22 protein-coding genes and 1 pseudogene (1 of these 23 cut by a window edge) are annotated in these 23,850 nt (G+C 55.0%); 13 read left to right on the top strand and 10 right to left on the bottom strand.

The window, feature by feature from the left end; genetic code table 11:
• The 5 genes and pseudogenes from INT22_RS12360 to INT22_RS12340 all read right to left on the bottom strand — a co-directional run.
• A pseudogene (locus tag INT22_RS12360) lies at positions 1–762 on the bottom strand (SulP family inorganic anion transporter) (it extends 994 nt beyond the left edge of the window).
• Between the two features lie 53 nt (positions 763–815).
• Positions 816–1,244, bottom strand: a complete 429-nt coding sequence (locus tag INT22_RS12355) for a TIGR01244 family sulfur transferase (RefSeq protein ID WP_193068295.1) — start codon at positions 1,242–1,244, stop codon at positions 816–818.
• Between the two features lie 216 nt (positions 1,245–1,460).
• Complete coding sequence (locus INT22_RS12350) at positions 1,461–1,682, bottom strand: DUF1653 domain-containing protein (RefSeq protein WP_089039180.1); 222 nt, start codon at positions 1,680–1,682, stop codon at positions 1,461–1,463.
• Positions 1,679–2,503, bottom strand: coding sequence for a tRNA cyclic N6-threonylcarbamoyladenosine(37) synthase TcdA (tcdA, locus tag INT22_RS12345; protein WP_146944216.1), 825 nt, complete (start codon positions 2,501–2,503; stop codon positions 1,679–1,681). The genes INT22_RS12350 and tcdA overlap by 4 nt, the downstream gene beginning before the upstream one ends.
• Before the next feature lie 56 nt (positions 2,504–2,559).
• Positions 2,560–3,330: a pseudouridine synthase gene (locus INT22_RS12340; protein ID WP_193068294.1), complete on the bottom strand. Its 771-nt coding sequence runs from the start codon at positions 3,328–3,330 to the stop codon at positions 2,560–2,562.
• Between the two features lie 219 nt (positions 3,331–3,549).
• Here INT22_RS12340 and sodC point away from each other — a divergent pair, with 219 nt between their 5' ends.
• The 7 genes from sodC to INT22_RS12310 all read left to right on the top strand — a co-directional run bounded on the left by sodC (position 3,550) and on the right by INT22_RS12310 (position 11,056).
• Positions 3,550–4,083: a superoxide dismutase family protein gene (gene sodC, locus INT22_RS12335; protein WP_193068293.1), complete on the top strand. Its 534-nt coding sequence runs from the start codon at positions 3,550–3,552 to the stop codon at positions 4,081–4,083.
• Between the two features lie 214 nt (positions 4,084–4,297).
• Positions 4,298–5,779: a carbon starvation CstA family protein gene (locus tag INT22_RS12330; RefSeq protein WP_089039184.1), complete on the top strand. Its 1,482-nt coding sequence runs from the start codon at positions 4,298–4,300 to the stop codon at positions 5,777–5,779.
• A 223-nt stretch (positions 5,780–6,002) separates the two neighbouring features.
• On the top strand, positions 6,003–6,410 hold the full coding sequence (locus INT22_RS21815; protein WP_446718948.1) for an ATP-binding cassette domain-containing protein: 408 nt from the start codon (positions 6,003–6,005) through the stop codon (positions 6,408–6,410).
• A gap of 7 nt (positions 6,411–6,417) precedes the next feature.
• A complete protein-coding gene (locus tag INT22_RS21810; protein WP_319022073.1) occupies positions 6,418–6,849 on the top strand; it encodes an ATP-binding cassette domain-containing protein in 432 nt (143 codons plus the stop codon).
• Positions 6,850–7,704, top strand: a complete 855-nt coding sequence (locus tag INT22_RS12320) for an ABC transporter ATP-binding protein (RefSeq protein ID WP_193068292.1) — start codon at positions 6,850–6,852, stop codon at positions 7,702–7,704. It abuts the gene before it with no gap.
• Between the two features lie 72 nt (positions 7,705–7,776).
• Positions 7,777–9,291, top strand: a complete 1,515-nt coding sequence (locus INT22_RS12315) for an ABC transporter substrate-binding protein (protein WP_193068291.1) — start codon at positions 7,777–7,779, stop codon at positions 9,289–9,291.
• A gap of 13 nt (positions 9,292–9,304) precedes the next feature.
• Positions 9,305–11,056 (top strand): ABC transporter permease subunit, encoded by a 1,752-nt coding sequence (locus tag INT22_RS12310; protein WP_193068290.1) that lies wholly within the window; start codon positions 9,305–9,307, stop codon positions 11,054–11,056.
• Between the two features lie 102 nt (positions 11,057–11,158).
• Here INT22_RS12310 and bfr read toward each other — a convergent pair whose 3' ends face one another.
• From bfr to lptF, 5 genes are all read right to left on the bottom strand, one after another.
• A complete protein-coding gene (gene bfr / locus INT22_RS12305) occupies positions 11,159–11,644 on the bottom strand; it encodes a bacterioferritin (RefSeq protein ID WP_089039189.1) in 486 nt (161 codons plus the stop codon).
• Positions 11,645–11,798: 154 nt separating this feature from the next.
• A complete protein-coding gene (locus tag INT22_RS12300) occupies positions 11,799–12,005 on the bottom strand; it encodes a (2Fe-2S)-binding protein (protein WP_083001105.1) in 207 nt (68 codons plus the stop codon).
• 158 nt (positions 12,006–12,163) lie between these two features.
• Positions 12,164–12,568: an RDD family protein gene (locus tag INT22_RS12295; protein WP_226912679.1), complete on the bottom strand. Its 405-nt coding sequence runs from the start codon at positions 12,566–12,568 to the stop codon at positions 12,164–12,166.
• 118 nt (positions 12,569–12,686) lie between these two features.
• The gene (gene lptG / locus INT22_RS12290) at positions 12,687–13,751 is read right to left on the bottom strand and encodes an LPS export ABC transporter permease LptG (protein WP_089039191.1); all 1,065 of its coding nucleotides are present in this window, start codon (positions 13,749–13,751) and stop codon (positions 12,687–12,689) included.
• A 15-nt stretch (positions 13,752–13,766) separates the two neighbouring features.
• Positions 13,767–14,846 carry an LPS export ABC transporter permease LptF gene (lptF, locus tag INT22_RS12285; RefSeq protein WP_089039192.1) on the bottom strand — a complete coding sequence of 360 codons (1,080 nt, stop codon included), beginning with the start codon at positions 14,844–14,846 and terminating at the stop codon, positions 13,767–13,769.
• Positions 14,847–15,009: 163 nt separating this feature from the next.
• Between lptF and INT22_RS12280 the strand changes: the two genes are divergently transcribed.
• The 6 genes from INT22_RS12280 to INT22_RS12255 form a co-directional block, all read left to right on the top strand.
• Entirely contained in the window at positions 15,010–16,530 is a 1,521-nt protein-coding gene (locus INT22_RS12280) for a leucyl aminopeptidase (RefSeq protein ID WP_089039193.1), read from the top strand.
• A 152-nt stretch (positions 16,531–16,682) separates the two neighbouring features.
• A complete protein-coding gene (locus INT22_RS12275; RefSeq protein WP_089039194.1) occupies positions 16,683–17,804 on the top strand; it encodes a branched-chain amino acid aminotransferase in 1,122 nt (373 codons plus the stop codon).
• A gap of 95 nt (positions 17,805–17,899) precedes the next feature.
• Positions 17,900–18,331: a DNA polymerase III subunit chi gene (locus INT22_RS12270; RefSeq protein ID WP_083001094.1), complete on the top strand. Its 432-nt coding sequence runs from the start codon at positions 17,900–17,902 to the stop codon at positions 18,329–18,331.
• 81 nt (positions 18,332–18,412) lie between these two features.
• The gene (locus tag INT22_RS12265; protein WP_193068289.1) at positions 18,413–19,633 is read left to right on the top strand and encodes an MFS transporter; all 1,221 of its coding nucleotides are present in this window, start codon (positions 18,413–18,415) and stop codon (positions 19,631–19,633) included.
• A gap of 63 nt (positions 19,634–19,696) precedes the next feature.
• The gene (locus INT22_RS12260) at positions 19,697–22,543 is read left to right on the top strand and encodes a valine--tRNA ligase (RefSeq protein ID WP_193068288.1); all 2,847 of its coding nucleotides are present in this window, start codon (positions 19,697–19,699) and stop codon (positions 22,541–22,543) included.
• Positions 22,544–22,659: 116 nt separating this feature from the next.
• On the top strand, positions 22,660–23,850 hold a 1,191-nt coding region (locus INT22_RS12255), incomplete at its 3' end, for a chloride channel protein (protein ID WP_226912677.1).

The following is a 23,850-nucleotide window of genomic DNA, read 5'->3' as shown; positions in this document are numbered from 1 at the left end:
AGGCAAGCCGCTAGGCACAAAGCCGACCAGATCCACGCCGTACTGCCCCAAGTTAAAGTGCCAGGCCAGCAGCGTAGTCACCATCACCGCTGAAATCGGTGCGGCTTTGACCATCAATCCAGAAGCGCTGGCCGAGATACCTATCGCCATCAGCCAGGTATTCAAGCGCTTGCGGCAAACCAGCAGATAGCCCCACACCCCTAAACCAATCAGCAGCGTGATGAGATTGACCTGTTGCCACTGGCTGAACAGTGCGCCCAGCAGCTCGATGACATTATGCCCCGCAGCCTCAACACCTAGAATATGCTTGAGCTGACTAATGGCGATCAAGATTCCCGACGCAGTGATAAACCCAGAAATAACCGGATGGCTTAAGAAGTTGACCAAAAAGCCCAGCCGCAGTACGCCCATGGCAATCAATATCAATCCTGAAAGCGCCGCCAACACCAGTGCAGCGCCAATATATTCAGGGCTGCCTGGAGTAGCAAAGCTGCTTAAAGCCGACGCCGTCATTAACGCTGCCACGGCTACCGGCCCTACCGCCAAGCTGGCACTGGTACCAAAGATGGCGTAAAGCACCAGCGGTAGCATACTGGCATACAGGCCCATCTCTGGCGGCAACCCAGCCAGCAAGGCATAGGCCAGCGCCTGGGGCACCAGCATTAGCGTGACAATTACGGCTGCCAGCGAATCTTTAAATAACACAGCCCGGTTATAGCGCCGCAGCCAGCCAACCACAGGCACCCAACGCTCTATGTTCATGGGGAGTACTCGCTCTGGTAATAGCACTGACTAAGGCACATCACACCGCACGCCTACGCTGTCTGATTTTCAAGCCCTTGACGGTGCTCTTCCAAATCAAAACCGGCTGCTTTGGCAGCGGAAAATAGTTCCGCCAGATCGCATTTTTCGGTATGGCGCTTTGCGTAAGCCCAAAGATGGGTAGCACGTTTACCTGACCGACAAAACGCCAAAATAGGCCGAGGTAGCTGCTGCAACGCCTTAGCAAAAGCAGCGACATCCACTTGGCTATACTCGCCGAGGGCCACCGGAATGTGCACCCAATGAAGGCCAAGTTCTGCTGCTTTTAAGCGGTAAGCATCCTCTCCAGAAAACTCAGCGCTTTCACCAGGCTTGCAGTTACAGATCACCGTTTTAAAGCCCTGAGCTTTTACCTGCTCAAGCTCCTCGACCGTGAGCTGTGAAGTAATAGCAACGCCCTTCTCTAACGATTGTGTTTGCATGCATCTCTCCTAGCGTTTCTCGCTGCCGCTTTAAACAGCAGCGCAAGGCATAATCCCGTCAAAACAATTGTTATAAACATAGCTCATTTTGGAATATAAGCAATAGCGCACGACAAAAACACCCGGGACTTTTTGAGAAAAGACCCGGGTGGCGCATAAATATCGAAGGGGGAAACGTAACGCTATTGAGTGTTGTCGCTATTAGGGAGCGCCGAATTAATTAAACGCTTTCTCTAACGCAAAGCGCGGCTGTGGCTGGCCGTCTTTGTTAACGCTTTCAGTGAACATTGTAAGCGGACGCACCCATAGGCCGTAGTCGCCGTAAAGCGCACGATAAACTACCAGCACCTCTTCATTTTCACTGTGCTGAGCGGTGCCCAGCACTTCGTAAAGGCTGCCTTTATAGTGGCGATATATACCGGGAACAGGCGCAGTCATTCACTTTCCTCTTGTTGCGTTGTTGAAGGCATGGGCTTAGCGGCTTTTTTAGCCAGCCGTTCGAGCACTTTTGAGGCAGCGACAAAACCAAACGTACCAGTGACAAAGGTGGCGGCGCCAAAGCCTGAGGCGCAGTCTAAACGGGTCGCGTCACCATTGCCGGGCTTTTGCAGACAGACTTCGCCGTCAGCGCCAGGGTACACCAGCTGCTCATCAGAATAGACACACTCAACGGAAAAGCGCCGCTTAGGATTACGCGAAAAACCATAATCACGGCGCAGCCGCGAGCGCACTTTAGAAAGCAGTGGATCGTGTTCAGTACGTGTTAAATCTGCCACCTGAATGCGGGTAGGATCCGTCTGACCGCCTGCAGCTCCCGTCACGGTAATCGGCAGTTTACGCCGTTTGCACCAGGCGATTAGCGCGGCCTTGGCGATCACGCTATCAATGGCGTCCACCACATGATCGGCATCATCGGGGATACGCTCGGCAAGGTTAGTGGGTGTGACAAAAGCACTGTCGGCTACGACGTTTATCTCCGGGGCAATCAATCGACAACGCTCGGCCAACACGTCCACCTTTGGCTGACCAATCGTGCCGTCTAACGCATGGAGCTGACGATTGACGTTGGACACGCATACGTCATCCAAATCAATCAGCGTTAGCTTGCCAATGCCAGAACGCGCCAGCGCTTCTACCGTCCAGCTCCCCACGCCACCCACACCTACTACCACAACATGGGCATGGCGAAACGCCGTGGCAGCACGTTGGCCATACAAGCGGCGAATGCCGCCAAAGCGAAAGTCATAATCCGAAGACATTACAGGCTCTCTATTTTACAACATGCTATTTGACAGCACGGTTCGATTCGTCACAACTACCGCTGAAGCACAGCGGGCGTTGAAATGGCTGGGGTGCGCACGCTATCTAGCGGCAGATGCCCAGCCCAGCCGAATTGCTCAAATAGGCTTCTCATGGTCGCATCGAGTGCGCAGCTTAGTTGGATGCGCTTATCGGTTAAGGGGTGATCAAACGCTAAATAGGTGGCAGCTAACAGCAAACGGGGAGCATTCAGCTGATCCGCAAAAAAGCGGTTGTGGACACTTTTGCCATGCTTGGCATCACCAATAATCGGATAACCACGCCGAGAAAGATGGCGACGGATCTGATGTCGCCGCCCGCTCATAGGCCGCGCTTCCACTAGCGAATAGCGCGCCACTGGATAGCGGTCTACCTGCACAGGCAATTCAACGCTATCCAGGCGACGAATATCGGTCATCGCGGGCATAGCAGGCATCTCGGCTTTGGGGCGCGTGCCATCTTCTTCCCGTAGTGGGTAATCAAGGCGCTCTTGCTCCGGCGCCTTGCCCCTCACTACCGCCAGATAGCGTTTTTCTACCTGCCGTTCGCTAAAGCCTTCACTCAACACGGCTGCCGCTTCAGATGATAAACCAAACACCATCACGCCAGAGGTGGGTCTATCTAACCGATGCACCGGATACACTCGTTTGCCAATTTGGTCACGCAGGCGTTGAAGCAAAAATTCTGTTTCTCCACGCGCCAGCGCCGAGCGGTGCACCAGTAATCCAGACGGCTTATGCACTGCAACAAGGTGCTCATCCTGATAAAGGATGTTCAATGGCAACATGGCACTCCCCGGTAACGGCAATTGAGATAACAAATCGCGGTGATTTGAAGCAGCGCGCTATTGTCGCGGCTTAACGGTTCAATGTCATCCGCTACTAGCGGCATCAAGAAAGCAAATAGCCCAACGCCCAATCCATTGGCAGAGTTGCTTCGCGGAAGCTACCTTGAAATGGCAACTCGTCATACGAGCTTCCATGGATAAGGAAAGGAGAATTGCACTATGCGTTATTCACTACCGCTAACAGGTATTGCCGCGGGGCTATTGCTGGCAACCACCGCTCAGGCCAATGAGACGCTCGACGTTGAAATGCACAAGGTCAGCGCTGAAGGAATTGAAGAGTCTATTGGGACTGTCGCTATTGAGCATACTGAGCATGGCGTATTGCTTACGCCGTCGTTCACTGACCTAGAGCCCGGCGTATACGGTTTTCATGTCCATCAAAATGCCAGTTGCGAGCCTGCGGAAAACGATAGCGGCGAAATGACAGCAGCGCTGTCTGCAGGTGGTCATTACGATCCTGAAGAGGCTGGTACCCACCAAGGCCCCTACGGCGATGGCCATCTGGGTGACCTACCGGTTCTCACGGTGAATGAAGATGGCGAAGCCAACCTGCCAGTGCTGGCACCGCGCTTGAGCATGGCAGATATGCCGGGACGTAGCCTGATGATCCATGCGGGCGGCGATACGTATTCAGATGATCCCCACTTAGGTGGTGGCGGTGCGCGCATGGCCTGCGGCGTCGTTGAATCGTAGCGGTTAAAACCCCATCAATATAGCGATATATCGGGCAGCACAGCGCTGCCCTTTTTTGTGTTGATGATTGCTCTTGCTAGCACCATTGGCCACTAAAGTCTTAAAGCGATTCTCCTGATGAGTCGGTACATTCAGCCCGGCCAAATAAGCGTGCTAACAAGTAATTCACTAGCATGCACTACCCTATTAATCCCCCTGAGACTGAGTGCCCTGAATGATCACCTTCATTGTATCGATAATTCTTCTAGTCGTGGGCTACTTCACCTACGGCAAGTTTGTTGAGCGCGTGTTTGTTACTGACCGCAAGCGTCAAACACCGGCGTTTAGTATGCGTGACAATATTGACTATGTGCCGATGAACACCACGCGCAACTCACTTATTCAATTGCTTAACATTGCCGGTGTCGGCCCGATTTTTGGCCCCATTTTAGGCGCGCTTTATGGCCCAGTGGCTTTTATATGGATTGTGGTTGGCTGCATCTTTGCAGGTGCCGTACACGACTACCTCACCGGTATGATCTCGATTCGCAATCACGGGGCTCATTTGCCTCAGTTGGCGGGTAAATTTCTCGGTAAAACCATGAAGCATGTGGTCAACGGCTTTGCTATTTTGCTGTTACTGCTGGTGGGCACGGTCTTTGTAACCTCGCCCGCAGCGCTGCTTTCTAATATGACATCACTCTCTTTAACGCTCATTATTCTAGCGATTTTTGCCTACTATCTGGTTGCTACGCTGCTACCGATTGATAAAGTCATTGGCCGTATCTACCCCTACTTTGGCGCTTTGCTGCTGTTCAGCGCCGCAGGCATCGGTATTGGTTTGGTTGTTACCGGCGCACCGATTCCAGAACTCTCTTTCCAGAATATGCATCCGGAAGGAGCGCCCATTTTCCCGCTGCTGTTCTTAACGATCTCCTGCGGTGCTCTTTCAGGCTTCCATGCCACACAAACCCCCATCATTTCACGCACGACGCAAAACGAAACCAATGGCCGTAAAATCTTTTACGGCATGATGATTGCCGAAGGCGTGATTGCGATGATTTGGGCCGCCGCCGCCATGAGTTTATTCCAGGGCGAACAATCGCTGTCCGCAGTGCTGGCGGCTGGCGGCCCTGCAGCGGTGGTCAGCGAAGTATCTATTAGCATGCTTGGCGCTGTTGGCGGCACGCTGGCCGTGCTGGGGGTTATTGTGCTGCCGATTACCTCGGGCGATACCGCCTTTCGCAGTGCACGAATGATTATTGCTGACTATCTCAAGGTTGAGCAGAAGCCGATTATTAAGCGTATTTTGATCGCCCTGCCACTGTTTGTTGCTTCTTACGCGCTTACCCACATGGACTTTACCCTGCTATGGCGCTACTTCTCCTGGGCCAACCAAACCACCGCGGTTATCGCACTGTGGGTCGGCACCATGTACCTAGTGCTATCACGTAAGCCTTATCTGATTACCTCGATCCCAGCTGTCTTTATGACCATGGCCACCTTTACCTATTTAGCCTACGCACCGATTGGCTTTGGCTTACCACTGCAAACAAGCTGTATCGTCGCGGCGCTGGGAACACTGGTATGTATCGCACTGTTTATGAAGCGTGTACGCCGCTTAAGCCGCGCAACCTTTGCTGTTGATGAGCATGCTGATGCCTTTGATGCAGGCCAAGAGGGACAGACCCAAACACTATCTACTGCTACCAAGTAAGTTATTGTTCTACTGCCCCTTAAGAGAAAAAGCGCTGAGTTAATCAGCGCTTTTTTTATGGGCACCTCTTAGCTTCTTCGACCACTTTTTGACTCGCTGTTTTGACTAGTTGTTTTAACCACTGAAACACGCTTTTTAGACGCAGCATTAACGCATAGATTGATGCCCAACCAGCCAATGTTATATCATAACCAAAATATCTTATTGAGCGGTTCAGCAAGCGATGGTGTCAATGTGCAGCGACCCAGTGTTATCCGTGCGTGATCTGCGCATTAAAATCGGCCAGCAGCAGGTTGTCGATGGACTCTCGTTTGATGTTATGCTCGGCGAGCGAGTTTGCCTATTGGGTGCATCTGGCTCGGGAAAATCATTCACAGCTAAAGCTGTGCTCGGTTTGCTGCCCCCCAATGCTCAAGCTCAGGGAAGTATACGGATTCAAGGCCAAGAAGCGATTGCGACACCGGCAACACAGCGGCCAAAAAGCTCACGAGTGTCAATGGTGTTTCAGGATTCACTTTCGGCGCTTAACCCCTTGGTTTCTATCGGTTCCCAGCTGCGGGAACCCTTTTTACGCCATCACGGCCTATCGCGCCAAGCCGCGACTGACGCCGCANNNCCAAGCCGCGACTGACGCCGCAGTGGCACTCATCGCATCACTGGACCTTCCAGAGCCCCAACGGTTAATCAAGCGCACCCCAGCAGAGCTTTCTGGAGGGCAGCGCCAACGGGTCTGTATTGCCCTGGCCATGGCGTGTAAAACATCGCTTATGGTTGCCGATGAACCTACCACTGCGCTCGATGTCGTCACCCAGTCCCAAGTGTTACGCGCCTTACGTCAACATACTGACAGCGCAGCATCTGCGCTGCTATTCATCACCCATGATCTACACGCGGCAGCGCAGCTATGCCAACGGGCGGTTATTATCAAACAAGGAACGATGATCGAAAGCGGCGAGTTAGACGCCCTAATCACCTCCCCGCAACACCCCTTCACCCAAGCGCTCGTAGCGGCGGCGCATAATGTGCAACCGCCTGAAGTAGTCCCAACCGACTATTTGAAGAGTGCCTAAATGCAGAGCCATCCACTTTTTAAGTGCCAGGAAGCCTTCCTCTCAGCAAACGGGCTCTATAAAAGCGTCTCTTTACCCCGTACTGTTTTTTGGCGGGCGGGTGAACGCAAACAAATCATGAATAACATCAACCTGAGGCTTTATCCGGGTGAGCGTGTCGGATTAGTCGGCTTGTCAGGGTCGGGAAAAACGACATTACTGCGCTCGCTGTTAGCGATTGAAGCGCCCGATACGGGTTCGATTACTTGTCTGCATAAAACGGTACGTCCCGCCTCCACGGCCAAGCTTAGATGGTACCGTCGAGCTGTTCAGTATATTCCCCAAGACCCCGGTGCCTCCCTCGATCCTCGCATGAGTGTTCGCGCGCTAGTGGCCGAGCCATTAATAAGGCTGAACGTTGATTGCGCCCCGGGAGAACGTGCCAGAGAAGCGCTGGAGCAAGTTGGCTTGGATGCACGGTTTTTGGACCGATTGCCTCATGAGCTTTCCGGTGGCCAGGCTCAGCGGGTCGCCATTGCCCGTGCGATTGCTACGCGCCCGCGCTTTTTACTCGCCGATGAGCCACTGAGCGGCCTAGACCTGCCGGTTCGCGCACAGGTGATTAGCGTGCTGAAAAAGCTATGCGATGAAAGCGGCACAGGGCTATTGATGGTGTCCCATGATTTATCGGTGGTCACCCAATTATGCCAACGCACGCTGGTCATGGATGACGGCAAAATAGTTGAAGATCGCTCAACGGCAGCGCTTTGGTGCGCCCCTCATCATCCGACTACGCGCTCGCTAATCAATGCCGTTGCCCAACTACCTACTTGTGCGCATCCAAACTGCAATGCAGCTGAGTTAGCAGCACTTTAATAACGTATCTGTGACTTTTTTATTTTTTCTACCCATTTTTCCTGCCCGTCACTTCAAACTGGAGTTTTTACGATGTTCCCCCGTCCGCTGCGCCTTTCCCTGTCTATTGCCCTTGCCACCCCGTTACTGCTGGCCGGTTGTTTTGATGAACAGCGTGACACCACATCTTCAGAGGACGGTGAACGAATCAGCCTGGCGATGCTACAGCCACCTCGCTCGGGATTAACGCCACTTTCCGATGATGCTTTCAAGCTGTCGCGCTGGAGCACGGCGGAAACACTCATTCGGTTGGATGCCAGCAGCGACCCACAGCCATTTCTGGCCACCGAGTGGGAACAGCTCGATGGCCACACATGGCGGTTTGTGATTCGCGATGGGGTCAGCTTTCATGATGGCACAACACTGACCGTTAGCGACGTAGTGAACGCTCTCACTGCGGCCACCCAGGCTGCACCGAAACCACGCATTTTAGATGGCGTGAACATGACCATCGAAGCCGATGGTGATAACGCGGTGATTGTGCGCACCGCAACCAATGACCCGCTGATTCCCAACCGCCTATCAAGCCCCCAGCTGGCGATTTTAGCCGCCAGCGCCTATGGCGAGGATGGCCGGGTTAACCCCATCAAAGCAGGTACCGGCCCGTTCGTATTAACAGAGATCAACGGTACTAGCAGCGCCCATCTGGATCGCTTTGATGACTACTGGGGCGAGCCCGCCAAAGTGGCCGGTATTGATGCTGATTATGTCCCCGACGGCACCGCTCGAGCGGCAGCCTTGAGAACCGGCGCGGCCGATGTGATTGAAGCGATTCCAGTGTCTCAGGTGGCGCTGCTTGACCCTGAGCGAGTCCACGAAGTGCCCATGCCACGCACCAATACGCTTTACCTGAATACCGAATCAGGCCCAATGACCGACCCCGGCCTGCGCGCAGCCGTTCGTGACGCAATAGACCGCTCCGCTATTGTGAATACCGTTTACGAAGGGCGCGCGGATATCGCTGAAGGGTTACTCGGCCCGGCACTAGCGTGGGCAAGCGACTACCGCGCCCCGCTTGAAGATCGCACGACACCCACCGCGCCAAACGGCACTGACATCACCCTAGCGACGTTTACTGACCGCGCCGAGCTGCCCGAAGTGGCTGTACTGCTTGAACAGCAGTTGACCCGTGCGGGCTTTAACGTGAACCAAGAAGTGCGTGAGTACGCGCATATAGAAGCAGACGCCTTAGCCGGTGAGTTTGACGCCTTTATTCTTTCGCGTGCCACCGTCCTCGATTCAGGCGACCCGGTGGCCTATATGTTCAGCGACTTCGCTTGTGCGGGCTCTTTCAACATCGCCCAGCTATGTGACCCTGCCGCCGATGAAGCGCTAGCCAATGCCGCCATGCTGCCCACCGGAGATGAGCGCCGTCAGGCAATTATCGAGGCGGAAGCAGCTATTTTGCGCACTGATGCGGCTATTCCGATGCTCCACGAACGCGTAATTCAGGGCGAGTCAGCGCGGGTCTCTAACGCCGAGCGCGACCCCCGCGAACGTGCGCTGATCACTGAGCAGACAACCATCGACGTCGACAGTGACTCCTAAGGGTACGCCACGCATGACAACCGCCATACCGCTGCGCCTATGGCGCAGCTTGCGTATCACGCCCTTTATTCCGCTGCTCTCACGTTTGGTTACACTAGCCGGTGTGGTGGTGCTGGTAGGATTATTGCCGTGGTTATCCGGCCGGGACCCTGCACTGAGCATTTTGCGGGCACGCTCTGCCGAGCAGGAAGCCACCCCCGAAGCCTTAGCAGCCATTCGTGCTCAGTTAGGCCTGGATCTTGGCCCCTTCGAGAAGCTACAGAGCTGGCTGACGGGCCTGCTGCATGGCGATGCAGGCAATTCCTGGATCTCCGGCGCACCCGTGCTACCGGGTATGTTAAAGAGCGCCCAGGTATCACTGACGCTAATGACCTTTGGCATGCTGGTAGCGATGGTTACCACTACGCTGATCTGTACCCCCGTGGTACGGCGTGGCTTGCGAGGTCAGGTTAGCCGTTCTTCCGGCACCATTGGTGCAGCTCTGACGGCTCTGCCTGAGTTTCTACTCGCCTCACTACTGCTAGTCGTGTTTGCAGCATGGCTAAACTGGCTACCGCCTTACGGCTGGCGAGGTTTTAGTTATGCCCTATTGCCCGCCTTTGCGCTGGGCCTTCCGGCAGGCGGTCTGTTGGGCCGCTTGTTTAGCGATGGCCTTGCTGCCACCTTCAGCGAGCGCTGGGTCGCTACCTGGAACGTAGCAGGCTTTTCACGCAGCCGAATTGTCATGGCCGCACTGCGACGCACCTTACCCAGCCTGATGCCTCAGGTCGGCATGGTCATGGTGGGTCTGACGGGCGGAGCCATTGCCGTCGAACAGGTATTCTCTATTCCAGGCCTGGGTCGAGCAACGCTTGGCGCAGCATCGGCCCAGGACCTGCCTGCGCTACAAACCGGCATTCTGATTCTGCTGATTATCGCTATTATATTAGGCAGCTTGGCCAATATTGGTCGCGCGCTGTTACTGGGTCGTGCTTTTCAGCTTGGGGCTCTGCCCGTGGCGCATAGCGAACAGAATATCCAACGTAGAGCATGGGTTGTGCCCGCCATCGCGATGTTGCTGCTCTTTGTGCTAATCGTAGCGGGGATGGGGCGTGACCCGTTTAGCTCCGCGTTTATGCGCTTAGAGTCACCAAGCTTTGCGTTACCATTAGGCGCCGACGGCACTGGGCGCGATATTTTGGCGCGAGTAGCTCACGGAGCGCTGTCCACCATGGGCATGGCAACGGTCGTCGTATTCTTTTCGCTAGTAATAGGGCTGCTGATTGGACTAGCACCCAAGCTCGCCACGGGTCCTATTGAAATCACCAAGGCAACGCCACCCACCATTGCGGGGTTGATTGTCGCGGGGCTAATAGGGCCAAGTGCTAGCGGCGCGATCATTGCGGTAACAGCCGTCGCTTGGGCTCCGCTTGCAGCGCACACAGCGGCACTGGTGGCGGAAGTGAAAGTGCGCATTACGCCAATGCTAGGCGTGGGTCATTTCCGCTTAATGAGCCGTTACATCTTACCGGCCGTGCTTGGCCCAGTGTTTCGCCACGCCATGCTGCGCTTACCTGGCGTAGCGCTGGCCTTGGCAGCACTTGGTTTTCTCGGCCTGGGGCCACGCCCACCTTCACCAGAGTGGGGGTTAATCCTTGCCGAAGGTATGCCCTATATTGAGCGAGCGCCCTGGGCGGTGCTGATTCCCGCATTAGCACTGATTTTGCTATCGGTACTGGCGGTGTCACTTTCAAACCTGATGGGTTTAAGCAAACTATCTCGCTAGCAGTATCCAAGCTCAAAAATAGAAGGCCTAAACAGCCAAAAAAACGGGCAGCCACATGGCTGCCCGTTTTGCTGATTGACGCTTTAATTAAATTAACAAGCGTTACTCTTCGTCAGTCGCCAACTGCATATGTTTTTGTAGGTAATTTTGAATACCTACTTTATCGATCAGACCAAGCTGCGTTTCGATATGATCAATATGGCTTTCTTCATCGGCAAGCAGGTCACGCAGTAGATCGCGGGTTACGTAATCTTTAACGCTTTCACAGTAGGTGATCGCTTCGATGTAGTCTTTACGGCCGTCGTGCTCGATTTTCAAATCACTTTCGAGCATTTCTTTTACATTTTCGCCGATATGTAGTTTGCCTAGATCCTGCAGGTTAGGAATGCCTTCAAGGAACAAAATACGCTCGATTAGTTTATCGGCGTGTTGCATTTCTTCAATGGACTCATCGTATTCCCACTTGGCAAGCTCTTTAAAGCCCCAGTCTTTGTACATTTTGGCATGCAAAAAATACTGGTTGATGGCTACCAGTTCATTGCCGAGGGCGATATTGAGATGCTGAATAACCTTGGGATCACCTTTCATGACGTCACCTTTCTTAGTGTGCGATTACGCTAACTAGAGAGTATAGGCCATAAATAGGCTTACTCCCAACGATGCTGGGAGTATATAGGAAATGACTAAAAATTCAAAAGAATCATATAGTTGCTAACGATAAATCTAACAATAGTGATTCGCGTCACACAGCGTAAGCGAGACTCATATCCGCTTCGCAACGAGCCTCCTGAACCGCTTCACGGGTCAGCGATTTAGCAAAACAAGCGCATTTTCCGCACTGGGTTCCGCAACCTGTGGCCTCGCGTACTTCTCGCCAACTGCGCGCTCCATCGCTAACGTGCTGGCGAATCTGATGGTCGGTTACTCCCTTGCACACGCAAACGTACATGGCAACACCTCATAAAGATCATGAGATGAATGTAAATGATTCGCATACATCTTTTCAAGTAGAAATAGATGCTTTTTGGTAGCCATTCGTCTTAATAAAAATGAGCCATATGATAACGCCTTGTCATAGCAATATTTTTAGCAAAGCAGGCGGTAAAATTATTTTTTCGGTAGCACCACGGTTTGCGTATTCGAGGCGATATCTGGCCAGCTTCTGCGCTGTCGATCAAACAAAACCCACCAGTAACCAATGCCAAACGCGGCCAGGGAAAGCCAGGCTGTCACACAGCGAACGAGACTTTGCTTAAGTGTAATCGCATGACCATCGGTGGTTTGCACCCGCAGCCGCCATGCCTGCATCCCTAAGGTCATGCCGCCACGCCGCCACGAATAGACAAAGAATAGCGTGACAAAGAACAGCAACATCAGCCTAAGGCTCCAGATATCAAATTGAGTTGTGCCTATCTCGTCAGCCTGCTGCCCCAGCACAAAGCGAAAAAAAGCCAGATGAGCCACCGTCACCGCGAGCCAAATGGCTGTGACCAAAAATCCGTCGTACAGCATCGCGCCTAAACGGCGGCTTAACCCAGCAGGCCAAACGCTATCTAGTTGGGTAAAGCGCCGGGGGTTCGTCACCTTGCTCGTCACTATGCTCATCCTCATTCACGTATCGCCGCCGCAACTAGCCGTTGCGGTGTAAGAAATAAATACCTACCGCCGCACAGGCAAGAGTTGGCACCAACACCGCCCACACAGGCGAAAAACCAAAGATGGTTGATGCAGGTGCCAGCAGGTCTTGTACATACTTAAATACAAGGCCGGTCACCACGCCATAAAACACTCGCGTACCTGCAGCCACCGTGCGTAGTGGGCCAAACACAAAGGAAGCGGCGATTAATACCAGTGATCCCATCGTTAGCGGCATCAGCACCTTTTGCCAGAAATAGAGCAGCGGTTGGTCAGCTTGGAGGTTTTGGCTTTGCAAAAAGTTGGCGTACGCCCACAGCTCACTAGGCGCCTGACTTTCGACATCACGCAGCAAGCGTTCCAATTGGGTGGGCGTTAACGCAGTATCCCAACCTGCATATTGCTGATATTCCGACTCTGTATGGTCATCAAAAATATGCGTAGTGGTAACGCCTTCCAACTGCCATGCGCCTTCCTCCCAATGCGCGCGATTCGCATGGGTAGCCTCAATTAGCCGACGCTCATCAAAACGATAGCGGGTTAAATCCAGCACCACGTTATCCGCACGAATAGCGCCAAAGCGATACACACTTTCTCCTTCAAACTGCCAACCACTTCGGCTAGTTAGCAGCGCCCCTTCCCCCTGGCGCTGTTCTAAACGCCATGCCTCGGCAAACTGCTCCGTACGGGGAGATACAAACTCGGCGACCAGCAGCACCACTACGACCACTAATAGCACCGGCTTCATGACACCCCAGACAATCCGCGCAAGCGACCGGCCAGCGGCACGCATCACCGTTAACTCGTTGCTGGATGCCATGCTCCCCATGCCAATCAGCGCGCCAATCAACACCGCTACCGGAGCATATTGATAAAATCGCCAAGGCAGGCGCATGCCCAGATAAATCAACACGTCTAACGCGGTATAGTTACCTTGGGTGTCGCCTAAATCACCGATATAGGCGATGGTGATGTCCAAGCCAAGCAGGACGAACTGGACGACAATGATGGCCGCCAACACATTACGGGCAATATAACGATCAAGACGATCAGCAAGCATGAATTAGCCCCTTCATTAGCGCATTCCTTTACGTTGCGAGTGCCATAGCAGCAGGCAGCCAAGCGCCAAAAACAGCCCGTGTACCGGCCAAACCCCCAGCGCAACTTCCAGCGCGCCCTTACCGACCGCATCCACCGCGGCCAATAGCAGGCTTAAATAAGCGACGTAAAGAAAAACGGCAGGCAGTAGTTTGGCAAACCGCCCCTGACGAGGGTTTACTCTGGAAAGCGGCTGGGCTAGCAATGCCAAAACAAACACCATTAGCGGTAACCCCGCTCGCCACTGAAATTGCGCTTGGGCACGAGGACTGGGGTCGTTCCATAGTTCAGTCGTGGTCGCGTACTCTAAAGCATCCAGCTCTTGTCGATTCCGACTCAAGCCCAGGCGCAATGTGTAGCGTTCAAACGTTAACCGCTCGGCAGCTTGTTTACCTGGCGTTACGCCATAGCGCTCGCCATCTTCCAGCACTAGAAAACGGCTGCCAGTTTCCATACTGGTTTCTTGATAACCAGAACCCGCCCGGGTCACGTAGCTATGGGTCTTTTCCGCCCCAGCCACAGGCTGCTCATGAACCAGCACTTCCTGCATTTCAGTGCCATCGCTGCTGAAATCGCTGATGTAAGCGGTGCGCCCTCCACCGAAATCCTGGAAACGCCCAGGCGCCAGTACTGACACATCCAATCGACTGCGCTGCTCTTCAAGCGTGGCCTCAGTTTGTAACGCGCCCGCCGGTGTTAGCCACAAACTACACAGCCCCACCAGCACTGCCACGACCGAAGCAGGCAGCAGCGTTACTCGCAACAGCCGCATAGGGCTCATACCACACGCTACCATCACGGTAATTTCACTGTTCATATAAAGCTGACCATAGGCCAGCAATATTCCCAGGAAAAAAGATAGCGGTAGAATCAGCTCCATAAATCCTGGCAGGTGAAAAACCATCAGGCTGCCTAAGATAGTGACCGGAATGTCACCCTCTGCCGCATCAGAGAAATAGCGAATAAAACGGCTGCCCATGATGACCAGTAGCAAAATTCCAGCCACCGCTGACATCGTAAGTAATACTTCGCGAGTTAAGTACCGAAATAAAATCAACGCACTCTCCGGCTAGTAGCGCAGGTTGCAATGCAATGCGCCCATGGCTTGGGTACACTAATCAAACTGTTATCAAAAACCTGTTATCAAAAACCGATTATCAAAAACCCAAGTAACGGGGCATTATCCCGAATCACTCGATGCTTGTCTTGTTGGAGACGTCATGGAATTTTCCGTTCAGACCGCGAACCCAGCCAAAGCCGAAACGGCTTGCCTCGTTTTGCCTGTCTTTAAAGGTAGCGACCTATTGCCCGCCGTCGCCAAATTAGATGATGCGAGCGAACGGCTAATTGGCCAGCTGCTTGACCGTGGCGACTTTGATGCCTCGCTGGGCAATGTGCAGCTAGTTCCCTTTGCGCCGGGCCTGGGCGCCGAACGTTTATTGCTTGTTGGCCTAGGCGAACGTGCCAAATGCCAGGAAGCGGCGTTTATCAAAGCCTTAGACGCTGCCATGGCAGCGTTGACCAAGCTGCCAATTGACGAAGCTAGCGCTACCTTTACCGACGTTCCTCTAGAAGATCGCGACACTGCTTGGAAAGCCCGTAAAACACTCGAAGCGGCGGAACGCGCTGTTTATCGCTTTGACCAGTTCAAATCATCACCCACAAAAGCTCCCAGCCTGACCAAGCTGGATCTGATTGTCAGCGATGCCGACGAAGCACCGATGGCCAAACAAGGTGCAGCACTGGGCACCGCCATTGGCCAGGGTATCAACGTTACTCGTACCTTGGGCAACTTGCCGGGTAATGTCTGCACACCTCGTTATCTTGCCGAGCAAGCCGAGCAGCTAGGCCGTGATTCCCAAGGCGCCCTTGAGGTTGAAATCTTAGATGAAGAGGCGCTGGAAGCGCTGGGCGCTGGCTCACTGCTGTCTGTTGGGCGCGGTAGCCAAGAGCCGACTCGCCTGATCGTGATGAAATACCAGGGTGCGGAAAATCCTGAAGAAGCGCCCCATGTGCTCGTGGGCAAAGGCATCACCTTCGATACCGGTGGTATCTCGTTGAAGCCCGGCGAAGGCATGGATGAAATGAAGTTCGACATGGGCGGTGCGGCGAGCGTATTCGGCACCGTAAAAGCAGTGCTCGCCATTAAGCCCAAGCTAAATGTGGTGTTTATTGTTGCCGCTGCTGAAAACATGCCTGACGGCGCAGCCACCAAGCCCGGCGACATTATCAAAACCCTGAAAGGCTTGACGGTTGAAGTGCTCAACACCGATGCCGAAGGCCGTTTGGTGCTGTGCGATGCGCTTACCTACGCAGAGCGCTTTACCCCGGCCAGCGTGGTTGATATTGCCACCCTCACTGGCGCTGTCATTATCGGCCTTGGCCATCACGCAACGGGCCTGCTTTCCAACGATGATGACCTTGCACTTGATCTGCTGGACGCTGGCGAAGCGGCTTGGGATCGTGCTTGGCATCTGCCGCTATGGGACGAGTACCAGGAACAGCTAGATTCCAACTTCGCCGACTTGGCCAATATTGGTGGCCGCCCGGCAGGCACCATTACCGCAGCGTGTTTCCTGTCGCGCTTTGCCGATCACTTCCCCTGGGCGCATTTGGATATCGCTGGCACCGCCTGGCACTCTGGCAAGCAGAAAGGCGCTACCGGCCGCCCGGTTGGGCTACTAACCCAGTACTTGCTTGATCGTGAGGCCGATGCACAAGTAGAAAATAGCGACGGCTAACATCACAATCAGACGATCAACAGTTGCCATTCGTTGACGTAAACGTTACATCTAAGGGCATTAGCGTGCGTGCTGTTTTCAGGTCGCACGCTACACCATATAAACACTAACACTTGCCCTTCGGGGCCAAGCTATAGCGGAGAGAAGACGCCGTGCCCACAGCTTCAGATACCCAACTTGAATCACATTTTGAAATACTGCCGTCCAACCAACCGATGGCCGATGAGATTCGTGACAGCATTCTGCAAAACCCAGGTTTTGGTAAGTATTTCACTGACCATATGGCTCACGTCCGCTGGACAGTCGACGCCGGCTGGCACGGCCACCAAGTACGCCCTTATGGTCCATTAACCCTCGACCCAGCGGCCTCGGTGTTGCACTACGGCCAGGAAATTTTCGAAGGGGTTAAAGCTTACCGCCACGCCGATGGCTCCATCTGGACGTTCCGCCCAGAGAAAAACGCCGAGCGTTTTCGCCGCAGCGCCCGCCGATTAGCGTTGCCGGAGCTTTCCGATGAAGATTTCATCGGTTCACTGAAAGCACTGCTGGCCCAAGACCATGCCTGGGTACCCACACCTTCCAGCGATACCGACGAGTGCAGCCTCTATCTGCGCCCGTTTATGATTGCTTCGGAAGCTTTCTTAGGCGTACGTGCGGCTCACGAAGTCGATTACTACGTGATTGCCTCCCCTGCAGCGGCCTACTTCAAAGGTGGCCTTAAACCAGTTTCCATTTGGCTCTCTTCCCACTACAAGCGCGCAGCCCCCGGCGGTACCGGCTTTGCCAAGTGTGGCGGTAACTACGCGGCATCGTTGGCAGCGCAACAAGAAGCCACGGCCAATGGTTGCGGCCAAGTTGCGTTTTTGGATGCTGCCGAAAACAAGTGGCTCGAAGAGCTGGGCGGCATGAACCTGTTCTTCGTCTATAAGGACGGACGTCTGGTAACGCCTCGACTAACCGATACCATTCTGGAAGGCGTGACCCGCAACTCCGTGCTTACCCTGGCAAAAGAGGCTGGTTTAACACCGGAAGAGCGCGCCATCAGCATTGATGAATGGCGCGAAGGTGCAGCGTCTGGCGAGATTACCGAAGTGTTTGCCTGCGGCACCGCAGCGGTTATCACCCCGATTGGCGAACTGGTTACTGAAAACGAGCGCATTCGCTTACAGGGCGATGGCAGCAACGACATTGCCATGCGCCTGCGCAAAAAACTGCTCGACATACAGTATGGCCACAGCGAAGACAAACACGGCTGGCTCACCCGATTGGTATAAAACAGCCGGAGTAAATCGGCTGGTATGACCCAGAGCTTCGCCGCCGCACAGCGGAGGCGAAGCTTTTAAGCGTGTTAACACCGCTGGAGCCTTTGATGGCACGTATCGATTTTTATATCCTTCCTGACACTACCCTGGAAGCGCGCCTCCAGTTTGCTTGCAAGCTAGCCGAAACCATCCATCGCAAAGGCTATCGGTTGCATCTGCACTGCGAAGATAAAGCCCTGGCCGAACAGGCCGACGAGGCCCTTTGGCAGTTCCGTGAAGATGCCTACCTACCCCACGCGCTGGAAGACAGCGATATGGCCGCCAGCGTGCCGATAACGCTAGGCTGGCAGCAACTCCCGGTGCCAACGCAAGAAACCGCACTACTGAACTTGCACCCTGACATTCCCGACGGCGTGGAGCGCTACGCCCGCATTGCCGAAATTATCAATCAGCACCAACAAGTACTGGTCGCCAAACGCGCCTGCTGGCAGCGCTATAAAGAAATGGGTCATGAAGTGGTGCCGCATAAGTTGGGGTAACCTTTTTACCATCTGGCCACTGATGCATAGCCACTTACACTAGCGCCATACATAACAACAACTCAGCGGAAGAGTCACCCAATGCGCTTTCCCACTCGGCTTGCATCCACCCAATCTTCCCATGCTTTTTTAGCGCGCGCCCCATTAGCGGTAATTGTCATTGCCCAGCTGTTTGGAACATCGCTCTGGTTCAGCGTTAACGGCGTTGGGCTGGCGCTTCAACAAGCCGTTGGTTTGAGTGAAAGCGACCTGGGGCTGCTCACCATTGCAGTGCAAGCAGGTTTTATTACCGGCACGCTGTTGATTGCTACCACTGGGCTTGCCGACCGCGTACGCGCCAGCCACTTGTTCGCTATCTCTGCGGTAGCAGGCGCGCTGATTAACGCCGCGTTTATTGGCTTAGCCGAGAGCGTCAGCTTAGCGGTAGCAGCACGCTTTTGGGTCGGGCTGTGTCTTGCCGGTATTTATCCGCTCGGTATGAAATTGGTGGTGAGCTGGACACCCAACAACGCAGGCGCGGCGCTGGGCTGGTTGGTCGGCATGCTGACACTGGGCATTGCTTCTCCGCATCTACTGCGCGGGTTAACGCTGCACTTGCCATGGCAGTGGCCGCTGTTGCTGGCCTCTGCCCTGGCACTGCTCGCCGCACTGATGATTTTTAAACTAGGCGTGGGGCCACATCTGCCCGCCAAAGCCAGCGGCGGACGCCCTTGGGCGGGACTGGCTGCCTTCAAGCAAAAACACTTCCGCGCTGCGGCGCTGGGCTACTTTGGCCACTGCTGGGAGCTATACGCCCTGTGGGCGCTGGTGCCTTTTTTAGTTGCTAGAGAGCTGGAACGCCTAAACGCAGCGCCGGGCCTTCAGCCATGGCTAAGTTTTGCGGTGATTGCGTTGGGCCTGCCTGGCTGCGTATGGGCTGGCCGCTGGAGCCGCCGAGTGGGCAGTGCGCGAGTGGCCTTTGTGGCGCTAGCGACCTCCGGCACGCTTTGTTTGCTCTATCCGCTATTAGGCAGCACATCACCCTGGCTACTGCTAACCCTGTTAGGGATTTGGGGCATTAGCGTGATTGCCGATTCCGCGCAGTTTTCCGCGCTGGCGTCAGCCGCCGCCCCACCCGAGCGCCTCGGCGCGGCACTTGCCATGATGAATGCTATTGGTTTTGGCCTAACGATTCCTTCTATTGCCCTAGTCACTGCCCTGTGGGCCAGCCAAGGTCCCTGGGTAATCTGGTGGCTACTGCCCGGCCCAGTGCTTGGATTAATCGCCATGCGTGGTTTGCATGTTCGTACCACACACCCCTGACGCCAGGGGGTCGTTCGCGGTATACTTGCCACCATTTTTTTGCAAGCCGTGAGCCGACTCCCCATGGAAAAGACCTACCAACCCGAACAGATCGAAACCCGCTGGTACGAACGCTGGGAAGCCGACAACCGCTTCGTCCCAACAGGCCGTGGCAAGCCATTTTCGATCATGATTCCGCCGCCTAACGTGACCGGCAGCCTGCACATGGGCCACGCGTTCCAGGACACCATTATGGATACCCTGACGCGCTGGAAGCGGATGCAGGGCAACAACACCCTGTGGCAGGTAGGCACCGACCACGCTGGTATCGCCACGCAAATGCTGGTTGAGCGTAAAATTGCCGCGGAAGAAGGCAAAACCCGCCACGACCTGGGCCGCGATGCGTTTATCGACAAGGTGTGGGAGTGGAAAGAGGAGTCCGGCGGCCACATCACCCGCCAGTTGCGCCGCATGGGCGCCAGCGTTGACTGGTCCCGCGAGCGCTTCACCATGGATGACGGCTTCTATAAAGCTGTGCAAGAAGTGTTCGTGCGCTTGCACGAAGAAAAATTGATCTACCGTGGCAAACGCCTGGTGAACTGGGACCCTACCCTGCACACCGCCATTTCCGACCTGGAAGTGGAAAACAAAGAGCAGCAGGGCAGCTTCTGGCACTTCCGCTACCCACTGGCCGATGGCGTCAAAACTACCGATGGTAAAGATTATCTGGTCGTGGCAACCACTCGCCCTGAAACTTTGCTAGGCGATACGGGTGTCGCGGTTAACCCCGACGATGCTCGTTATGCCTCGCTGGTCGGCAAATTTATCGAATTGCCGCTGGTCGGCCGCCGCATTCCTATCGTTGCCGATGAACACGCTGATATGGAAAAAGGCTCCGGCTGCGTGAAGATCACCCCGGCCCACGACTTCAATGACTACGAAGTCGGCAAGCGCCAGAACCACCTGCTGATCAATGTGTTCACCAAGGATGCCACCATCCTTGAGCGCGCTGAAATCTTTGACCTGAAAGGCACTCCCCAGCCCGACGAAGACGCCAGCCTACCCGCCAAGTACGCAGGGTTGGACCGTTTTGAAGCGCGTAAGCAGATTGTTGCCGATATGGACGCCCTGGGCCTTTTGGAACAGGTAGAAGCAGTCAACAACACCCTGCCCTATGGCGACCGCTCTGGCGATGTAATCGAGCCGTTGCTCACTGATCAATGGTTCGTTGCGGTAGAAACGCTAGCCAAACCCGCCATTGAAGCAGTGGAAAACGGCGATATCCAGTTCGTGCCGAAGAACTACGAAAACATGTACTTCGCCTGGATGCGCGACCTGCAGGACTGGTGTATCTCCCGCCAGCTGTGGTGGGGCCACCGCATTCCCGCCTGGTACGATGCCGAAGGCAATGTGTACGTTGCCCGCAGCGAAAAGGAAGCCCGCGAGAAGCACGGCTTAGGTACAGAGGTGGCGCTGACCCAAGACGAAGACGTGCTCGACACTTGGTTCAGCTCGGGCCTATGGACGTTTGGCACGCTAGGCTGGCCGGAAAAAACCCCAGAACTGGAAACCTTCCACCCCTCCAGCGTGCTGGTGACCGGTTTTGACATTATCTTCTTCTGGGTTGCCCGGATGATCATGATGACCCTCAAGTTCACTGGCGAAGTCCCGTTCAAAACCGTTTATGTACACGGTTTGGTGCGCGACGGTCAGGGTCAGAAAATGTCCAAATCTAAGGGCAATGTGCTGGACCCCATCGACCTGATTGACGGCATCAGCCTGGATGCGCTGCTGGAAAAACGCACCGGCAATATGATGCAGCCGAAACAGGCCAAAGCCATTGCCAAAGCGACCAAGGACGAATTTAAAGACGGCATTGAAGCCCACGGCACCGATGCGCTGCGCTTTACGTTCCTTTCCCAGGCAACCACCGGGCGCGATATCAAGTTTGATATGAACCGCCTGGATGGCTACCGCAACTTCTGCAACAAGCTGTGGAACGCTTCACGCTACGTGCTAATGAATGCCGAAGGTGAAGATTGCGGCACAGAGGGTGGCGACGTTGAGCTTTCACTGGCCGACCGCTGGATTATTTCCCAGCTGCAGAAAACTGAAACCCAGGTCACCAAAGCGATGGACGAGTACCGCTTCGACCACGCCTCCCAAGCGCTGTATGAGTTTGTCTGGAACGAGTACTGCGACTGGTACCTGGAGCTTTCCAAGCCGGTTTTGTGGGACGAAAATGCCAGTGCAGAAGCCAAACGTGGCACCCGCCGTACGCTGGTCCGCGTACTGGAAACCATTCTGCGCCTCGCCCACCCGATGATGCCCTACATCTCAGAAGAGATCTGGCAGCGCGTTGCGCCGCTGGCAGGCACCTTCGTCGGTGATGGCGCTTCTATCATGCTCCAAGCCTGGCCGGAAGCCGACGAAAGCAAAATCGACGAACAGGCCACTCGCGATATCGAATGGCTGAAAGGCGTGATTATCGCGGTGCGTAACATCCGCGCTGAGATGAACATTGCCCCCGGTAAGCCGCTGGACGTACTGCTCACCAAAGGTAAACCGGAAGACGCCGAACGCCTGGAAAGCAACCGCCACTTCCTCGCCAAGCTGGCTAAGTTGGAAAGCGCCACCTGGCTAGCCAACCCAGACGACGCACCGCTTTCAGCCACCCAGCTAGTGGGCGATATGGAAGTGCTGGTACCGATGGCAGATCTAATCGACAAAGACGCCGAACTCAAACGCTTGGCCAAAGAAATTGACAAGCAGGACAAGCTGATCGGCGGCATCGAGAAGAAGCTCGGCAACGAAGGCTTTATCGCCAAAGCCCCCGAAGCCGTGGTGGAAAAAGAGCGCGGCAAACTCGCCGAATTCCAAGCTGCCAAGCAGTTATTGGAAGAGCAGCGTACGAAAATCTCTGCGCTATAAGCCATCTAGGCCAGACAAAAACACCCGCTTAAAGCGGGTGTTTTTTTAGCAGCCAATCGACTGTTCGAGTGTGACGCTCCCTTGTCCGCTGGCCCAATAGCGCCTATAACTTGACTATGGACTCACCCAGCACAGACAGCGTTTCGACTCGACACCCCTTGGCGGTGTTGCGTTTCCTTGGCTTGGTAGTGTTAGGAAGTGGCGTTGGAGGAGTGGCGGCGTTGGCTGCCGTTGGCTTCGTTAATACGGTGGTATGGCTCAACGACCTACTGCTGATCTCCCCCCGGGGCCAGATGATGGCTGCTGACACCACTTTAGTTACATTGGCTACTCTGCTAGTGCCAATCCTTGGGGGGCTGCTCGTTGGTCAACTACACCGCGGCCTGCCTGAGGGCCGCCCCCATACCCCTGCCGATGTCATCGCTGCCGTCCAGACCCGCCGAGGCAGCCTACCCGCCAAGGCGGGTATTCTCTCAGCGTTAAGCGGCCTAGCGTCGTTAGGCGCAGGCGCCTCAGTAGGCCAGTACGGTCCCCTGGTTCACCTCGGCGCGACACTTGGCTCTCTCATTACACGCGTGCTGCGTCTGGGACGTTCAGAGGACAATATTACGATCGCTTGCGGGGTAGCTGCCGCCATCGCGGCGGCCTTCAATGCGCCACTGGCAGGCATTGTCTTCGCCCACGAAGTGGTACTACGCCACTATGCCCTGCGCGCCTTCGCCCCAGTGGCTGCCGCCGCCATCGTCGGCTATGTGCTAGCCTCTCAGTTGCTGGCTCAAGGAGCGCTGTTCCACATTACTGAGCCTGCCGTCCCCCAGCCCTGGGAGTTCGCCCTTTTCCTAGCTCTGGGTGGCCTAGGCGCCTTAGTGGCCGGAGCCTATATACATGCCATTCTTGCTATGGGGCAACTGGCCAAGCGACTACCGCTGCCCACCAGCCTCCGCCCCGCTCTCGCCGGAGCACTGCTCGGCCTGACCGCTCTTTGGGTACCCGATATTCTCGGCATGGGCCAGGAAACCCTGCGCTTCGCCACTTTGCCTGGGGCCTACGGCGGCGGCGAGCTGCTGTTGGTGTTGCTACTCAAGCTGGCCGCTACCGCTTTGTGCTTAGGGCTCGGCTTCGCCGGCGGCGCTTTCAGCCCAGCACTGGTGATCGGCACTCTCTTTGGTGCTCTAGCCGGTACTCTGGTGGCAGAGCTTGGCGGCGGCCAAGAGACCTTCATCTTTTATGCGGTGTGCGGCATGGTGGCAGTAACCGCACCGGTACTTGGTGCTCCTCTCACCACGCTGCTGATTGTCTTCGAACTT

Source organism: Halomonas sp. 3D7M (assembly GCF_014897885.1).
In the GTDB taxonomy this organism is placed as follows: domain Bacteria; phylum Pseudomonadota; class Gammaproteobacteria; order Pseudomonadales; family Halomonadaceae; genus Vreelandella.
The sequence above is the reverse complement of the archived record's forward strand: the minus strand, read 5'-3'. Positions and strand labels throughout refer to the sequence as shown.

Excerpts from the sequence above, each read along its gene's own strand:
- INT22_RS12355 (WP_193068295.1), bottom strand. The coding sequence starts at position 1,244 with ATGCAAACACAATCGTTAGAGAAGGGCGTTGCTATTACTTCACAGCTC.
- INT22_RS12350 (WP_089039180.1), bottom strand. The coding sequence starts at position 1,682 with ATGACTGCGCCTGTTCCCGGTATATATCGCCACTATAAAGGCAGCCTT.
- tcdA (WP_146944216.1), bottom strand. The coding sequence starts at position 2,503 with ATGTCTTCGGATTATGACTTTCGCTTTGGCGGCATTCGCCGCTTGTAT.
- INT22_RS12340 (WP_193068294.1), bottom strand. The coding sequence starts at position 3,330 with ATGTTGCCATTGAACATCCTTTATCAGGATGAGCACCTTGTTGCAGTG.
- sodC (WP_193068293.1), top strand. The coding sequence starts at position 3,550 with ATGCGTTATTCACTACCGCTAACAGGTATTGCCGCGGGGCTATTGCTG.
- INT22_RS12330 (WP_089039184.1), top strand. The coding sequence starts at position 4,298 with ATGATCACCTTCATTGTATCGATAATTCTTCTAGTCGTGGGCTACTTC.
- INT22_RS12320 (WP_193068292.1), top strand. The coding sequence starts at position 6,850 with ATGCAGAGCCATCCACTTTTTAAGTGCCAGGAAGCCTTCCTCTCAGCA.
- INT22_RS12315 (WP_193068291.1), top strand. The coding sequence starts at position 7,777 with ATGTTCCCCCGTCCGCTGCGCCTTTCCCTGTCTATTGCCCTTGCCACC.
- INT22_RS12310 (WP_193068290.1), top strand. The coding sequence starts at position 9,305 with ATGACAACCGCCATACCGCTGCGCCTATGGCGCAGCTTGCGTATCACG.
- bfr (WP_089039189.1), bottom strand. The coding sequence starts at position 11,644 with ATGAAAGGTGATCCCAAGGTTATTCAGCATCTCAATATCGCCCTCGGC.
- INT22_RS12300 (WP_083001105.1), bottom strand. The coding sequence starts at position 12,005 with ATGTACGTTTGCGTGTGCAAGGGAGTAACCGACCATCAGATTCGCCAG.
- INT22_RS12295 (WP_226912679.1), bottom strand. The coding sequence starts at position 12,568 with ATGCTGTACGACGGATTTTTGGTCACAGCCATTTGGCTCGCGGTGACG.
- lptG (WP_089039191.1), bottom strand. The coding sequence starts at position 13,751 with ATGCTTGCTGATCGTCTTGATCGTTATATTGCCCGTAATGTGTTGGCG.
- INT22_RS12280 (WP_089039193.1), top strand. The coding sequence starts at position 15,010 with ATGGAATTTTCCGTTCAGACCGCGAACCCAGCCAAAGCCGAAACGGCT.
- INT22_RS12270 (WP_083001094.1), top strand. The coding sequence starts at position 17,900 with ATGGCACGTATCGATTTTTATATCCTTCCTGACACTACCCTGGAAGCG.
- INT22_RS12265 (WP_193068289.1), top strand. The coding sequence starts at position 18,413 with ATGCGCTTTCCCACTCGGCTTGCATCCACCCAATCTTCCCATGCTTTT.
- INT22_RS12260 (WP_193068288.1), top strand. The coding sequence starts at position 19,697 with ATGGAAAAGACCTACCAACCCGAACAGATCGAAACCCGCTGGTACGAA.